Source organism: Paraburkholderia sp. EG287B (genome assembly GCF_040965595.1).
Classification (GTDB): Bacteria; Pseudomonadota; Gammaproteobacteria; order Burkholderiales; family Burkholderiaceae; genus Paraburkholderia.
Window position 1 is genome coordinate 1 of record NZ_JBFRCG010000006.1, and the last position, 15,642, is coordinate 15,642.

The following is a 15,642-nucleotide window of genomic DNA, read 5'->3' on the forward strand; positions in this document are numbered from 1 at the left end:
CTTGACGCGCGGTTGACGAGCACCCTTACTTTGGCATACGCAGACCGACGCGTGCCAAGTCTCCCGCGCCCGGTCCGTCACTTCCACGACGGCCCGTTTCCGGGGGGAGGCGTCCATACCATCTGCAAAACTTCTGCCGTTGAATTTTGATTCGCCTATCCTGGCGGAAGGCGAATTAAAGGACATCGTCGATGACACAGCTCGTTCGTGGTCTGAACCCTTAAGTTCTTGTCAACCCAGAAGGCGCCAAACAGCAAGCCACTGATTCCTTAAGAAATTTATTAAGGGCCCCATGGCAAGGCCAGACAGCGCCGAGGCGCGTCTAACCGGAAACCTGCACGAAAATCAAAGGCACACCGTCGCGGATGAACAGGCGGCGCCCGATCGCCTCTTCGAGCCGGCGCACGTGATCGCTCACGCTCGACTGCGTAAGGCCGAGCTGGCGCGCCGCTTCGGTGAAACTGTGGCAGCGCGCGACCGCCTCGAAGGTCCTGAGCCAGATGGGATTGAGCATGGCGGATGGTTATCGGCAATGCCGATGACAGTCAAAGTCTCTACTGGGGTTCCCGATGAGCGAGCGTAACAATATCATGACGCCATGGATGACAATTGCGCCGCAAAGCCGTACCCGCCCCCAACGCGGCGCGCCGAGAAGTTCCAGATGAACAAAAATTCGAGCCACACGGCGCTGCTATGGATCGTCGCCGCGGGCTTTTTCATGCAGACGCTCGACACGACGATCGTCAACACCGCGCTCCCCTCGATTGCGCGCAGCCTTGGCGTGAGACCGCTCGTGATGCAGCCGGTCATCGTCGCGTACACGCTGACCATGGCCATGCTCACGCCCGCTTCGGGCTGGCTTGCTGACCGCTTCGGCACTCGCCGCGTCTATTTCGTCGCGATTCTGATCTTCGTGCTCGGCTCGCTGTGCTGCGCGAGCGCGCACACGCTCACGCAGCTCGTGGTCGCGCGCGTGCTGCAGGGTATCGGTGGATCGATGCTGATGCCGATCGGCCGGCTCGCGGTGCTGCGTGCAGTGAGCGGCGAGCAGTACGTCTCCGCGCTCGCGCTCATTTCGGTGGCGGGCCAGGTGGGGCCGATCGTCGGCCCAACGCTCGGCGGCTGGTTCGTGCAGGCGATCTCGTGGCACTGGATCTTCCTGATCAACGTGCCGATCGGCCTCGCCGGCGTGTTCGCCGTGCACCGCTATCTGCCGAACGCGTCGAGCACTGCGGCGCCTCCGTTCGATCTCGTCGGCTGCGCACTCGTGTCGCTGTGCATGATCGCTTTTTCACTGGCCTTCGACACGCCGGTCCAGACGCATCGCGCCGCGTGGTCTGCCGGGCTCTTCGCACTCGGCATCGCGGCGGCCTTCGCTTACGTGGCCTATGCACGCGGCCACCGCGAACCGCTCTTCAAGCTCCGCTTGTTCGGCGAGCCGAATTTCAGCGTCGGCCTGATCGGCAATCTCGTCTGCCGCGTCGGCTCGAGTGCCGTGCCGTTTCTCGTGCCGCTGCTCATGCAACTCGAGCTCGGCTACTCGCCGCTGCGCTCGGGCCTCATGATGCTGCCCGCCGCGCTCGCGGGGACGGTCGCCAAACGCTGGATTGCGCCGCTGATCCGCCGTTACGGCTACGAGACGTTCCTGCTGGTCAACACGCTGATCGTGGGCGCATCGATCGTTGCGTTCGCACTGATCTCGCGTGGCACGCCCATCGCCGTGGAGATTGCCGTGCTGGCCATCTTCGGCGCGGCCAACTCGATGCAGTTCGCCGCGATGAACAGCGTTACGCTCAAGGACCTCTCGCACGAAGACGCCGGCAGCGGCAACAGCCTCTTTTCGATGGTGCAAATGCTCGCAATGGGCCTCGGCGTCACCATTGGCGGCGCGCTCGTGAGTCTTGGCGAGGCACAGTGGGGATCGGTTGCGCCCGGCTTTCGCATGAGCTTCGCGGGCGTGGGCGCGATCACACTGATCTCCGCCCTGGTCTTCCGCCGCATCGACACGCAGGCGCGCGTCGCCGCTGCGCCTTCCGCGATGGCGTCGACGGCCGCTCGCCGCTGAGCGCGCGCTCAATGCGCGAGAATCCCCATCGCGCGCTTCTTCAGATCCAGAAAGTGTGGTTCGAACGCGACTTCCGGCGTACGCGGCCGGTCCAGTTCGATGGGTACATCGAGTGCCACCCGCCCCGGCCGCGCCGAAAGCACGACGAGGCGCGTCCCGAGAAAGATCGCTTCGTCGATGTCATGGGTGATGAAGACCACCGTGCAGTGGAGTTGCTCCCACAGCGCGGTCAAGAACGTCTGCATGGAGCTGCGCGTCTGCGCATCCAGCGCGCCGAAGGGCTCGTCCATCAGCAGCACCTTCGGCTTCATCACGAGTGCCCGCGCGATCGCCACGCGCTGCTGCATGCCGCCCGATAGCTCATAGGGCTTGTGCCGTGCAAAAGACTCCAGACCGATGATGCGCAGAATGTCCGCCGACTCCTTGTGCCGTTGCGCCTTGGGCACGCCATGCAATGACGGCCCGAACTCGATGTTTTCCTCCACGCTGAGCCACGGAAACAAGCCGGCCTGCTGGAACACCACGACACGGTCGGCCCCAGGCTGGTCCTTGATCTCGCCATCGACATAGATGTTGCCCCTGGTGGGCGAAGTCAGACCGGCGAGCAGATGCAGCAAGGTCGTCTTTCCGCAGCCCGAAGCGCCGAGCACGGTGATGAATTCGCCGCCCCGGAACTGCAGATTGATGTTTTCCAGTGCCGAGGTGGCGCCGAAGGTCTTGTACAGCGAATCGATGACGATGTTCAAGTTCGTCTCCTGCTCGACAGTCAGACAGTCAATGGATCAATGGGCCAGATGCTTCGAGTACTGCGGCGCGACGTTGTTGTCGAAACTCGCCGGCACACTCGGAATGCGGCCAATCGAGTTGAGCACCTTGGCCGTGTTCACCAGAGTCAGGTACGTGGCGGAGGTTTTGACGCCCGCGTCGAGGCCCATGACTTTCGGCGTGGTCTGGTCGGCGCCGGAAAACAGCTCGTAACCGGCCAGTTCGCTCGTTGCCACCGGCACCGTCACGCCCGTGGCTTTCGCCATCTCGGCGAGCGCCTTGTCGCGATCCTTCATCGTCACCTGATAGCCCTGGTCGAGCGCCGCGACGAAACCGCGGACCAGGTCCGGATGCGCCTTCGCCCAGTCGGAGTTGGCAATACAGACGTTGTAGCTCGAGGCTTCGCGCGGCAAATCGCCGTCCGTCTTGATCGCCTTGCCGCCAGACGTACGCAGCGCGCTGAATACCGGATCCCAGACGATCGCCGCGTCGATCGCACCGGTCACCCACGAAGTGCGCATCTGCGGCGGCGCCATGTTGATCTGCGTGACGGACGCATACGGCACATGTGCAGCCGCCAGGAAGGTCGCGAGTTCGAACGAGGCCTGCGAGCCGGCAACGATCGCGATCTTCTTGCCTTGCAGCCCCGCGACGTCGTGGATGCCGCTGTCCGGCTTGACCACGATGCCGGCCGCATTCGTATAGCGCTCCTGGTTGTACACGATGGTCATCGGCAAGCCCTGTGCGATCGCCGTGACGAGCGGCGGCACGCCCAGCCCGCACATGAACGTGAGGCTGTTCGATGCCAATGCACTCATCGCCGCCGGCCCCGAACTGAAGAGCTTGTACTGGACATCGGCGTTCATCTGCTTTTCGAACAGATGCTCGGCCATCGACACCATGTACGGATCGGCGCCGTTGTCCTCGTAGCCGATGATCACCTCGGGCTTGCTCTGCGAATACACCGCGCCAGGAACCAGACAACTGCTCGCCAGCACAGCCGCGCTCATGCCATAGACCCATTGCATCTTTTTCATTTTTCGTCTCCTCCAGTCACCCGATCAGTTATGTCCGCGCCACGGTACGACGATATTTTCGATTTTCCGAATCGCCAGCTCCATTCCATATCCGATCAACCCGATGATCACGATGCCGACGATCACGATGGCAACCTGCAAGGCCTGTCCAGCAAACTGCACGAGCCAGCCGAGGCCGCTGCTCGCCGCGATCAGTTCCGCGGCGACCAGACAGGTCCACGCCACGCCGATACCCACGCGCATGGCGGTGAAGATCTCCGGCATGGCCGAGGGCAGCACGACCTTGCGGAAGATTTGCGCATTGGTCGCGCCGAGTGTGCGGGCAACCTCGATGCGCAGCGGCGGCGTGCTTTTCACGCCCGACATCGTGCCGATGATAATGACCGGAATGGTGCCGACCAGAATAAGAATGGCTTTGGGCAATTCGCCGATGCCGAACCACACCACCAGCAGCGGAATATAAGCAAGCGGCGGAACCGGCCGCACGAACTGCAGCAGCGGATCGATGATGTCGAACACGATCTTGTTGCGTGACATCAGCAGGCCGATCGGTACGCCGATCGCAATCGCGCCGACAAAACCAATAACGATGCGAAAGCAACTAATCAGGATGTCGCTGACGAGCGACTGGCCGCCGTAGCCGTTGCGGACGATTTCGACGAAGGCCTGCCACACCGCCACCGGCGAAGGCAGCGCGAACGGCGGGAAGATGCGCGCCATCGATACGGCCTGCCAGAGCACGACGCACATCACGAGCACGGCAGTGGTCAACCACCAGGCATTCATTTTCCCGTGGCCGCGGCGGATCTTGATGACCGGCTCGATCGACGAATCCGCGTGATGCTTCATCATCTTTAGTCTGGGTAGGGCTCTCACCGCCGTCTCCTCAAGTTGAAAAACAATGCGCACACCAGCGCGAAGTTCCGCGTCCGGTTCGGGTTCCGTCTCAATTCAAGTATAGTCAGCGGCTACCCGGGCGAATTTCGGCTTCTTTTATTTCGCACTCGCGAACTCGCCCGTTTAGTCAAGCATTCTCAATCAATAAAGCGGCGGGTAGTACCAGGCGGGAAGTTCCGATGGAGCCAGTCGCGGATGACCGCTGTCCGCGCTTTCCCGAAGCGCCGCAAGCACCGTCCAGCCGATTTCTTCCGATTATTCGAACGCCCGGCGCTCGCAGCCGCAAGGCCCGCCAGCCGGTCGCGTTGCGCCGCAGCAAGGGCCTGGCGAGCGCGCGCACGTCGAGTTTCTTTCGGCAAGCGCGGTGCTGACCGTCTCGTCGCGAACAGTCGCTCCGAAATTTACCTAATCGACTCGGACGCCCAGTGTTGAATATGGTGTGTTGATTGACTGGCCGATTTTGCTGCAATACGGTTGCTCAATCGTCCTCTCGCCGCTGACATCAATCACAGGAGCAAGCATGCCGACCCGTACCCCGTCCGCCCTTTGGGCACAGCAATTCCGACGGTCACCGGAGTCGAAGACTAGTCTGCAGCACCAGATCCGCGAGATGCTGGTGGCCTCCATCCTCGACGGGCAACTGCCGCCGGACTCCGCCCTGCCTTCGAGCCGCGAGCTGGCCGAGCAGCTCGGCGTGGCGCGCAATACCGTGGTGCTCGCCTACCAGATGCTCGTGGAGGAAGGCTATCTGGTCTCGCGCGAACGCAGCGGCCACTTCGTCAACCCCGAAATGCTGGAGGGCCTGCACGGCGTAACGGTCCAGCAGCGGGTCCAACAGCGGGTCCAGCAGCGCGTGCAACAGCGGGTGCAGCAGCCCGACGTCGTCGAGCCCCATGACGCCCGCTTGCCTGCCCCGCCCGCGTGGAAATCGCGCATCGTGCGCCCGCCCTCCGCCCAGCGCAACATCGTCAAGCCCGCCAATTGGCAGAACTACGCATATCCCTTCATCTACGGGCAGTTCGATCAATCGCTCTTTCCGACCAATGACTGGCGCGAATGCTGCCTGAAAGCGCTCTCGATCATGGAGATCCGCAATTGGGCGCCCGACCTGATCGAGCGCGATGACGAGTCGCTGATCCAGCAGATCCGCACGCGCGTGCTGCCGCGGCGCGGCGTGTTCGCCATGCCCGAGGAGATCATCATCACGAATGGCTGCCAGCAGGCGCTCTATCTCGTCGCCGACCTGCTCTGCGGCAAGAACACGACGGTCGGCTTCGAGAATCCGGGATATCCCGATGCCCGCAATATTTTCGTGAATCGCAACGCGCAGCTGCTCGAATTGCCGATCGACGGCGAAGGGATCGATCCCGTGCGCCAGCGCGATTCGCTCGCCCGCTGCGATTACGTGTTCGTCACGCCGAGCCATCAGTGCCCGACCACGGCCACCATGCCCATCGCGCGCCGCCAGGCGCTGCTCGAACTGGCCCAGCAGCACGACTTCGTCATCATCGAAGACGACTACGAGAGCGAAAACACGTTTTCCGGCACGCCACATCCGGCCTTGAAGAGCCTCGATACGGCCGATCGCGTGATCTACGTTGGCAGCCTTTCGAAGACGTTCGCCCCCGGCCTGCGTCTCGGCTACGTGGTCGGCCCGCAGGAACTCGTGCGCGAGTTGCGCTCGCTGCGCCGCCTGATGGTCCGGCACCCGGTGGCGTATATCCAGCGCGCGTTCGCGACATTCCTCGCGCTCGGACACCACGACGCGCTCCTGCGCCGGCTCGCACATGCCTACAAGGAGCGCGCCCGCGCGTTGATGGCGGCGCTCGATACCCATCTGCCCGAGGTGCGTTACGTGCCGATCGGCGGTGGCGCCTCGTGCTGGGTCCAGGGGCCGGCGTGGCTGGACTCCGCGCGCCTTGCCGACGACGCGCGCGAGGCAGGCATCCTGATCGAGCCCGGCGGCGTGTTCTTCGCCGACGAGGCCGAACACAGCCCATGGTTCCGCATGGGCTTCTCCGCCATCAAGCTCGAGAAAATCGAACCCGGCGTGCGCGCGCTCGCCGAGGTCGTGCGCAAGCAGCGGCCCGCCTGAGTCTTCGCGCAACTACGCGGGCGCTGGCCCAGGCGAAAGCTCCACACTGGTGCTACCGCCCTCGCCTCGCAAACCCTAACGTGTCGATATACCGTGCCGCGCGCGATTTCTCGCGCACCGGACGGCACCGGCTTTCCCACTGGAGACACGTATGGCAGACACGCTCAGCGCCCAACCCGCCGTCACGGCCGACACGCTCGCCGCCTTTTCCGACGCCTTCAACCGTCATGACGCCGACGCGCTGATGGGGTTCATGACCGAAGACTGCGTATTCGACGCGGCCGGCGGCCCCGAAGTGTATGGCACCCGCTTCGTCGGGCGTGAAGCCGTGCGCGCTGCCTTCGAAGCAGTCTTTCGCACGTTCCCGGACGCCCATTGGGGCAACGGCCGCCACTACGTCGCGGGCGAACGCGGCGTATCGGAATGGGTGTTCACCGGCACGCATGCCGAAGGCTGGCGCATCGAGGCCGAAGGCTGCGATCTCTTCGAATTTCGCGACGGCCTGATCGCCGTGAAGCGCGCGTTCCGCAAGGAGCGCCCGAAACAGCCCGCCTGACCCGCGTGCAGCGGCGCAGCGGTCGCCAGTGTTTTGAAACGAATCGTTCCATTCCATTTCAGATTCACCCATCAAGGACGGAATCCCTTGACCCTCATTGGGCGCCGAATAGCATTCGAAACACGGCATTCCGTCAAACGATAACCGGAGACAGTTGATGAGCGAAAAGACCCCTACCCAGACGGCCAGCGGCCCGCAGGACATGACCCCGTCCGAGGCCTTTGTCGAAACCCTCGCGGCCAACGGCGTGACCGACATGTTCGGGATCATGGGCTCCGCGTTCATGGATGCGATGGACATCTTCGCGCCCGCCGGCATTCGCCTCATTCCCGTCGTTCACGAGCAGGGCGCGGCGCACATGGCCGACGGCTACTCGCGCGTATCGGGCCGCCACGGCGTCGTGATCGGCCAGAACGGTCCCGGCATCAGCAACTGCGTGACGGCCATCGCTGCGGCCTACTGGGCCCACAGCCCGGTCGTGATCGTCACGCCGGAGGCAGGCACGATGGGCATCGGCCTCGGCGGCTTCCAGGAAGCGAATCAGCTGCCGATGTTCCAGGAGTTCACGAAGTACCAGGGCCACGTGACGAACCCCGCGCGCATGGCCGAGTACACCGCGCGCTGCTTCGACCGTGCCATGTCCGAAATGGGCCCGACCCAGCTGAACATTCCGCGCGATTACTTCTACGGCAAGATCAAGACGGAGATTCCGCAGCCGCGCCGGCTCGACCGCGGCCCCGGCGGCGACGAAAGCCTCAACGAAGCGGCGGATCTGATCGCGGCCGCGAAGTTCCCCGTCATCATCTCCGGCGGCGGCGTCGTGATGGGCGATGCGATCGAAGAGTGCAAGGTGCTCGCCGAACGGCTCGGTGCGCCCGTCGTGAACAGCTACCTGCATAACGATTCGTTCCCGGCGAATCATCCGCTCTGGTGCGGCCCGCTCGGCTACCAGGGATCGAAGGCCGCGATGAAGCTGATCTCGCGCGCCGACGTCGTGATTGCGCTGGGCTCGCGCCTCGGACCGTTCGGCACGCTGCCGCAACATGGTATGGACTACTGGCCAAAAGACGCGAAGATCATCCAGATCGACGCCGATCACAAGATGCTCGGCCTCGTGAAGAAGATTTCGGTGGGCATCTGCGGCGACGCGAAGGCCTCAGCGCAGGCGCTGACCGAGCGTCTCGCGAACCGCACCCTCGCAAGCGACGCCAACCGCGCCGAGCGCGCCGACCAGATCGCCACCGAAAAGGCCGCGTGGGAAAAGGAACTCGACTCGTGGACGCACGAGCGCGACGCCTACAGCCTCGACATGATCGAAGAGCAGAAGCACGAGCGCACGCCCACCGGCGGCGAGTATCTGCATCCGCGCCAGGTGCTGCGCGAGCTCGAGAAGGCGATGCCCGAGGACGTGATGGTGTCGACCGACATCGGCAACATCAACTCCGTCGCGAACAGCTATCTGCGCTTCAACCAGCCGCGCAGCCTGTTCGCGGCGATGAGCTGGGGCAACTGCGGTTATGCGTTCCCGACCATCATCGGCGCGAAGGTGGCCGCGCCCCACCGCCCCGCGATCTCGTATGCGGGCGACGGCGCCTGGGGCATGAGCCTGATGGAAACGCTCACCTGCGTGCGCCACAACATTCCGGTGACGGCCGTCGTGTTCCATAACCGCCAATGGGGCGCCGAGAAGAAGAACCAGGTGGACTTCTACGATCGCCGCTTCGTCGCGGGCGAACTGGACAGCCCGAGCTTTGCCGGCATCGCGAAGGCGATGGGCGCGGAAGGCATCGTGGTGGACAAGCTCGAGGACGTGGGCCCGGCGCTCAAGCGCGCGATCGACCTGCAGATGAACCAGGGCAAGACGACCATCGTCGAGATCATGTGCACGCGCGAGCTTGGCGATCCGTTCCGCCGCGACGCGCTCTCGAAGCCCGTGCGCCTGCTCGACAAGTACAAGGACTTCGTCTGAAGGGCCAGCCGCAGCCCGCACGCGCCGTACGTTGCAGGCAGGTGCGCGCGGGCTGCCACCGATCGCCGGCCGCAGGCGGGGCACCCGCTTGTGGCCGGTTTTCGTCTGGACACGCCTGCTGCTGGCGTGCGTCCGTCCGTTTGTGCGTCCATGAGCCCATGACACCATGAAAGCCCTGAACCGTATCGTCGAAAGCGCCCGCCTCGCGCCCATGCGCATCGTGCTGTGCGAAGCCGATGACCCACGCGTGCTCGCCGCCGCGGCGCGGGCGCACCAGGAGGGCATTGCTCGCATCATGCTCCTCGGCGACCCGGGCGCGATCCGTGCGGCCGCCGCACGCGAGTCGGTCGAGCTCGGCGAGATCGCGCTGATCGATCCGCAAAAGAGCCCATGGCGCACGGCCTTCGCCGACGAACTGGTCACGCTGCGCGGCGCCAAAGGCATGACGCCCGCACTCGCGTGGGAGGAGGCCGCGAAGCCGCTCGTCTTCGCCAACCTGATGGTGCGTCTCGGCCACGCGGACGGGTCGGTGGCGGGCGCCGTTCATACCAGCGCCGACGTGGTGCGCGCGGCCATCAAGCTGATCGGCGTCGAGCCGTCGTTCAAGCTCGTCTCGAGCTTCTTCCTGATGATGCTGTGCGAGCCGTTTCATCGCTATAAAGGCGGCCTGATCTTCTCCGACTGCGCGCTCGTGGTGGACCCCGACGCCGCACAGCTCGCCGAGATCGCCATGGCCGCCGCCGACAGCGCGCGCAGCCTGCTGATGGAAGAGCCGCGCGTCGCGATGCTGTCGTTCTCGACCAGCGGCAGCGCCCACCATGCGAGCGTGGACAAGGTGATCGAGGCGACGCGGCGCGTGCACGAGCAGCGCCCCGCCCTCTGCGTGGACGGCGACGTGCAGCTCGACGCGGCGCTCGTGGCGGAGATCGCCGAGCGCAAGATCGAGCATTCGCAGTGCGGCGGCCACGCGAACGTGCTGGTCTTCCCGAATCTCGACGCGGGCAATATCGGCTACAAACTCGCCGAGCGTCTTGGCGGCGCAAAGGCCATCGGCCCGCTGATGCAGGGCCTGAACCGGCCCGCCAACGATCTTTCTCGAGGCTGCTGCCCCGAGGATATCTATTACGTGATCGCCACCACGGCGGTCCAGGCGCAGACGGCCCGCCAACGCGACGTCACTCACTCGAAGGAACCCCACGCAGCATGACGCATGAGAAGGTCCTGGTCCTGATCGCCGTGATCGGCGCAGCCAGTTATTTTCAGACGATCACGGGCTTCGGCCTCAGCATGATCGTCATGGGCGCCACGAGCGGCTTCAGCCTCGCGCCGCTCGCAAGCATCGCCACCCTGCTGAGCCTCGTTACGCTCGCGAACAGCGCGGCCGCGCTGCCCGGCAAGCTCCACCATATCGACTGGCGGGCCGTGGGCGCCGCGACGCTCGGGGTGCTGCCCTCGGTCGTGGTGGGTGTGATGGTGCTCGACTACCTGAGCGCCTCGGCCTCCGGCATGCTGCAATTGCTGCTCGGCGCCGTCGTGCTGTACGGCGGACTGAGCGCCGCGCTGCGGCCCGTGCCGCTCGCACAACGCTCGGGCGACCGCAGCTTTTTCGTGAGCGGCGTATGTGGCGGCCTCCTGAGCGGCATGTTCGGCGTGTCCGGGCCGCCGCTCATCTTCCAGTTCTATCGCCAGCCGCTCAAGCTGATCGAGATTCGCTGCGCGCTGATCCTGCTCTTCACGGTCACGTCGCTTGTGCGCGTGCTGTTCAGCGCCTGGGAGGGCGAGCTTCCCGCTTCGATCTGCATCGAGGCCGCGCTCGCCGCGCCGGTCGTGATGCTGATGACGCTGGCGGCGCGCCACTACCCGCCGCCGCTGTCTTCCCTCGCGATGCGCAGGCTGGCATTCGGCGTGCTGATGATCATCGGCGCTTCGCTCGTGCTGTGTGCGGTGAAGGAACTGATGGTGTGATGTGAGCGGGTGATGGCCCGCGCAGGAATCGATGACTGTGCGCTAACGCGGCGCCCCAATCCATTGCGCGAGATCGATCAAGCGGGCCATATCGAGCGGCTCGCCGGAGTCGAGCGCGACGCAATGCCGGTAGTACGGACTGAGGTCCAGCCCGACGCCCAGCCCGATCACGTCGACGTCGCGCATTACCTCGTGGCGCGCGACCACCTCCTTCAAGTGATTGTCGAGATAGAAGGCGTCGTTCGTCTGCGCCGTGGCCGTGTCCATCGGGCTGCCGTCCGAGATCGCGACGAGAATGCGCCGCGCCTCGGCGCGGCCCGCGAGCCGCGCGCATGCCCATTCCACGGCCTCCCCGTCCACGCCCTCGCGAAACAGGTCCGCCTTGAGCAGCGCGGCGATGGCCGGGCGAGCGCGCCGCCCGCTCTCGTCGGCGGACTTGAACACCATGTGGCAGGTCTCGTTCAGGCGCCCCGGATGCGGCGCCCGCCCGCCCGCGAGCCAGTCCGCACGCGCACGGCCGCCGTTCCAGGCGAGCGTCGTAAAGCCGAGCACCTCGGTCGCGATTCCCGCCTGCTCGCATGCGCGCGCGAGCAGATCGACCATCATCGCGACGGGCTCGATATGCGCCTTCATCGACCCCGAGCAATCGATCAGGAAGCCCACCACGCAATCGCTGTGCGGCTCGTATCGCTCGCGCCGGAACACGCGCCGCTCGGCGGGCGAGCTGACGACCTGCGCGAGGCGTCTGCCGTCGATGCGGCCGTCCTCCTCGCCGAAGAGCCAGCCATCGCGCTGCGGCACCGCAATCGCTGCCTGCAGCGCGCGCGCGAGGCGCGCAACGTTGATGCCGCACGCGCCGATGCGCTCGTCGAGCCGCTCGCGATACGCGCGCAGCAGCGCTTCGCGCACGCGCGTGGCGGGCCGGATCTCGCGGTCGTACTGCGTCGTGTAGGCGCGATAGCCGTTCGCCGCCTCGGCCAGCACGCGGCTCACGCCGGTCGGCGCGAGCGCGGGCAGCTCGACGCTCGTTTCGTCGAAGTCGACCCACAGCGAGAACGACGTCAAGGCGTCGTCGGCTGCGCGGGCTTCCTCGGCGTCGTCCCCTGCATGTGCCGCGCGCGCGTCTTCGAGCATCGTCGCGACGCGGCGCGCCAGCTCGCGGGCATGCGCCGCATAGGCGCGTTGATCCGTGCGAGTCGCGCGCAGCCCCGCAAGCTGCACGCCGATTGCAGGCACGATGCCGGCGCGTGTCGCTTCGATCAGATCCTCGGTCTCGTCGAGCACGGGCCAGCCGCTCACGCGCGACCAGACGATCTGCGCCACCGTATAGAGCAGGATGCCGAGATGGCCTTCGGTCAAGCCCGCCCGGCAATACGCGCGCGACCACGTTTCGAAGCGGTGCCGCAGGTTGTGCGCAAGTCCCGGCATGCCGGGCGGCAATTGCGCCTCGCAGCGCACCTGCTCGAACAGCTCGAACAGCAGGCGCTCGATCGGGGCGTCGGGAGCGAGCAGCCGGTGCAGCGCCGCGTCGGAATGGAGAAGACGCTGCGCGGCGGCGTCGGCGGCGCCACGCAGCGAAGCGAACTCGTCCTCGTAGACGTTGCTGCGCAGATGCGGAGCATAGAGCGGCAAGGGCCGCGACTCGCGGCAAAGCCGGCCGCCGCGATAGTGGAGCGCGGCGTCGCCGGTGAGCGCGCGCACGGCGGCCGCGCAGAGCGACTCGTGCCGCAGCGCGGTGCGCACGGCCTCGGGCGTGGGCGTGGCACTCACGCGCGCGCCTCCCGCGGTTCGCCGCCCTCGCCGCCCCTTGCGGTGGACGCCGCGTCCAGCTCGACGCCAAAGCAGCGCTGATAATACTCGGCGACGATCGGCCGCTCCGCTTCGTCGCACTTGTTGAGGAACGTGAGCCGGAACGCCAGCGCGGGATCGCGGAAGATCTGGCAGTTCTCGGCCCAGTCGATCACGGTGCGCGGCGACATCAGCGTGGAGAGATCGCCGGTTGCGAAGCCTTTGCGCGTCATCGCCGCCATGCTGATCATCGAATCGACGAGTTGCCGGCCCGCGTCGTCGGTCATCTCCGGCACGCGGGCGAGCACGATGCCGGCCTCCTCCTCGCGCGGCAGGTAGTTGAGCGTGGCGACCACGTTCCAGCGGTCCATTTGCGCGTGGTTCAGCATTTGCGTGCCGTGATACAGGCCGTTGAGATTGCCGAGGCCGATCGTATTGGTGGTCGCGAAGAGGCGGAAGTGGGCGTGCGGGCGGATCACGCGATTCTGGTCGAGCAGCGTGAAGCTGCCGTCGCGCTCGAGAATGCGCTGGATCACGAACATCACGTCGGGGCGGCCCGCATCGTATTCGTCGAAGATCAGCGCGACCGGACGCTGCAGCGCCCACGGCACGATCCCTTCCTGGAACTCCGTGACCTGGCGGCCGTCGCGCACCACGATGGCGTCCTTGCCGACGAGATCGAGCCGGCTGATATGGCCGTCGAGATTCACGCGCACGCAGGGCCAGTTCAGCCGCGCGGCGACCTGTTCGATGTGCGTGGACTTGCCCGTGCCGTGCAGCCCCTGCACCATCACCCGCCGGTTGCGCGTGAAGCCGGCGAGGATGGCGAGCGTGACTTCGGGGTTGAAGCGATAAGCCTCATCGACGTCGGGCACGTGGGCGTCGCGCTCGCTGAAGGCCGGCACCATGAGGTTCGAATCGAAGCCGAAGCGCTCGCGCACCGACACCATGCGGTCCGGCCCCTCCATCGCGCGTTCCGTGGTCATCGCGTTCTCCTTGTCGCGTTCATGACTGCATGCAGACTGCGGCTTCATTTGCCGAAGCGGCCAGCGCTCGATTCTGTCGTGGCGGGCGTCCACGTCGCGAAGGACGACGCGTAGTCGCGGGCACGCTCGCGGATGCGCGCGCGGCGCTGCAGCCATGCGTAGGTGACGAGCAGCACGGCGAGGCTCGCCACGCCGAGCCAGAGCGGCTTGCGCTGCTCGGGGATGAACGCCATCGCGACGAGAATACCCACCATGCCGGCAATCGCCACCCACGTGAGGTAGGGGAAGCACCACATCTTCACGCGCAGCTCGCCAACGGCCGACGGATCGAGGCGCTTGCGCAGGCGCAGTTGCGACAGGGCGATCAGCAGATAGACGAAGATCGCGACCGTGCCATACGAGTTGACAAGGAACGCGAACACCGTATCCGGCGACACGTACGACATCACGACCGACACATAGCCGAACACGGTGCCGAGCAGGATCGCGCGCACCGGCACGCCGCGGCGGTTGACCTTCGCGAGCGCCGCCGGGGCGTCGCCGTGGCGGGTCAGTGCGAACAGCATGCGCGAGGCCGCATAAAGCCCCGAATTGAGCGCGGAGAGCACGGCGGTCAGCACGATCGCGTTCATGATGTTCGCGGCGGCGGGCAAGCCCATCACCTGGAGCGCGCTCACATAGGGCGTCGACATGGCCGGCGAATTCCACGGCACGAGCGCGACCACGAGCAGCACGGAGCCGACGTAGAACACGAGGACGCGCGTGATGACCGAGTTCGTGGCCTTCGCGACGGCCTTGGCGGGCTCGCGCGCCTCGGCCGCTGCGATCGTGACGATTTCCGCGCCGAAGTAGAAGCCCGTGGCCGCGACGGCGCCACTCAGTACCGGCCCGATGCCCTTCGGCATGAGGCCGCCATGGCCGAGCAGCGTCGGCAATACGGCGGTCGTGTGCAGCGACGACGGCCACAATCCGAGGACATAGAGGCCGCCGAGAAAGAGGAAAACGATGATCGCCGCCACCTTGATCGAGGAGAACCAGAATTCGAATTCGCCGTAGCTGCCCACCGAGATCAGGTTCGTTGCGCTCAGGAGCACGAGCAATACGAGACTGATGAGCCAGGCGGGCGCGTCGGGTAGCCAGAACTGGACGAGCTTGGCGCCCGCCACCGCCTCGACGGCGACCACGATCACCCAGAAGTACCAGTACATCCAGCCGGTGAGGAAGCCGGCCAGCTTGCCCGGTCCGCGCCAGGTGGCGAAGGCGAGGCGCGCATATTCGTAGAACGAACCGACTGCGGGCATGGCGCAGGCCATTTCGCCGAGCATGCGCATCACGAGTACGACGAGGCCGCCGGTGATGAGGAAGGAGAGGACGGCGGCTGGGCCTGTTTGCTGGATCACGACGCCGCTGCCGACAAAGAGGCCGGCGCCTATCACGCCGCCGAGGGCGATCATTGTCATGTGGCGCTGCTTTAGGCCGCACTTCAGTTGCTGGTTGTCCATCGGGGGTTGCATATCAC

The 15,642-nt window shown here is 65.6% G+C and carries 12 protein-coding genes and 1 pseudogene; 6 read left to right on the top strand and 7 right to left on the bottom strand.

The window, feature by feature from the left end; all coding sequences use genetic code 11:
* Positions 1–358: 358 nt before the first annotated feature.
* Positions 359–514, bottom strand: a pseudogene (locus tag AB4Y40_RS11515) (LysR family transcriptional regulator); the annotation flags it as partial.
* An 84-nt stretch (positions 515–598) separates the two neighbouring features.
* Here AB4Y40_RS11515 and mdtD point away from each other — a divergent pair.
* Positions 599–2,065, top strand: a complete 1,467-nt coding sequence (gene mdtD, locus AB4Y40_RS11520; protein WP_368687762.1) for a multidrug transporter subunit MdtD — start codon at positions 599–601, stop codon at positions 2,063–2,065.
* An 8-nt stretch (positions 2,066–2,073) separates the two neighbouring features.
* Here mdtD and AB4Y40_RS11525 read toward each other — a convergent pair whose 3' ends face one another.
* Genes AB4Y40_RS11525 through AB4Y40_RS11535 form a run of 3 tightly spaced genes read right to left on the bottom strand, consistent with a single transcriptional unit; the run spans position 2,074 to position 4,776 of the window.
* The gene (locus tag AB4Y40_RS11525) at positions 2,074–2,811 is read right to left on the bottom strand and encodes an ABC transporter ATP-binding protein (RefSeq protein ID WP_368687763.1); all 738 of its coding nucleotides are present in this window, start codon (positions 2,809–2,811) and stop codon (positions 2,074–2,076) included.
* Between the two features lie 36 nt (positions 2,812–2,847).
* On the bottom strand, positions 2,848–3,867 hold the full coding sequence (locus AB4Y40_RS11530) for an ABC transporter substrate-binding protein (RefSeq protein ID WP_368687764.1): 1,020 nt from the start codon (positions 3,865–3,867) through the stop codon (positions 2,848–2,850).
* A gap of 24 nt (positions 3,868–3,891) precedes the next feature.
* The gene (locus AB4Y40_RS11535) at positions 3,892–4,776 is read right to left on the bottom strand and encodes an ABC transporter permease (RefSeq protein WP_368687765.1); all 885 of its coding nucleotides are present in this window, start codon (positions 4,774–4,776) and stop codon (positions 3,892–3,894) included.
* A gap of 508 nt (positions 4,777–5,284) precedes the next feature.
* Here AB4Y40_RS11535 and AB4Y40_RS11540 point away from each other — a divergent pair.
* The 5 genes from AB4Y40_RS11540 to AB4Y40_RS11560 all read left to right on the top strand — a co-directional run bounded on the left by AB4Y40_RS11540 (position 5,285) and on the right by AB4Y40_RS11560 (position 11,349).
* Positions 5,285–6,859: a PLP-dependent aminotransferase family protein gene (locus tag AB4Y40_RS11540; protein ID WP_368687766.1), complete on the top strand. Its 1,575-nt coding sequence runs from the start codon at positions 5,285–5,287 to the stop codon at positions 6,857–6,859.
* A gap of 151 nt (positions 6,860–7,010) precedes the next feature.
* Positions 7,011–7,415 (top strand): nuclear transport factor 2 family protein, encoded by a 405-nt coding sequence (locus tag AB4Y40_RS11545; RefSeq protein ID WP_368687767.1) that lies wholly within the window; start codon positions 7,011–7,013, stop codon positions 7,413–7,415.
* A 157-nt stretch (positions 7,416–7,572) separates the two neighbouring features.
* On the top strand, positions 7,573–9,384 hold the full coding sequence (gene xsc / locus AB4Y40_RS11550; RefSeq protein ID WP_368687768.1) for a sulfoacetaldehyde acetyltransferase: 1,812 nt from the start codon (positions 7,573–7,575) through the stop codon (positions 9,382–9,384).
* 166 nt (positions 9,385–9,550) lie between these two features.
* A complete protein-coding gene (pta, locus tag AB4Y40_RS11555; protein ID WP_368687769.1) occupies positions 9,551–10,591 on the top strand; it encodes a phosphate acetyltransferase in 1,041 nt (346 codons plus the stop codon).
* Positions 10,588–11,349 carry a sulfite exporter TauE/SafE family protein gene (locus AB4Y40_RS11560; RefSeq protein WP_368687770.1) on the top strand — a complete coding sequence of 254 codons (762 nt, stop codon included), beginning with the start codon at positions 10,588–10,590 and terminating at the stop codon, positions 11,347–11,349. The genes pta and AB4Y40_RS11560 overlap by 4 nt, the downstream gene beginning before the upstream one ends.
* Positions 11,350–11,391: 42 nt before the next feature.
* Here the strand turns inward: AB4Y40_RS11560 and AB4Y40_RS11565 are convergent, their stop codons facing one another.
* From AB4Y40_RS11565 to AB4Y40_RS11575, 3 genes are all read right to left on the bottom strand, one after another.
* On the bottom strand, positions 11,392–13,092 hold the full coding sequence (locus AB4Y40_RS11565; protein WP_368688082.1) for a cobalt chelatase: 1,701 nt from the start codon (positions 13,090–13,092) through the stop codon (positions 11,392–11,394).
* Between the two features lie 23 nt (positions 13,093–13,115).
* A complete protein-coding gene (locus AB4Y40_RS11570) occupies positions 13,116–14,105 on the bottom strand; it encodes an AAA family ATPase (RefSeq protein ID WP_368688083.1) in 990 nt (329 codons plus the stop codon).
* Between the two features lie 62 nt (positions 14,106–14,167).
* Entirely contained in the window at positions 14,168–15,637 is a 1,470-nt protein-coding gene (locus AB4Y40_RS11575) for an amino acid permease (protein WP_368687771.1), read from the bottom strand.
* Between the last annotated feature and the right edge of the window lie 5 nt (positions 15,638–15,642).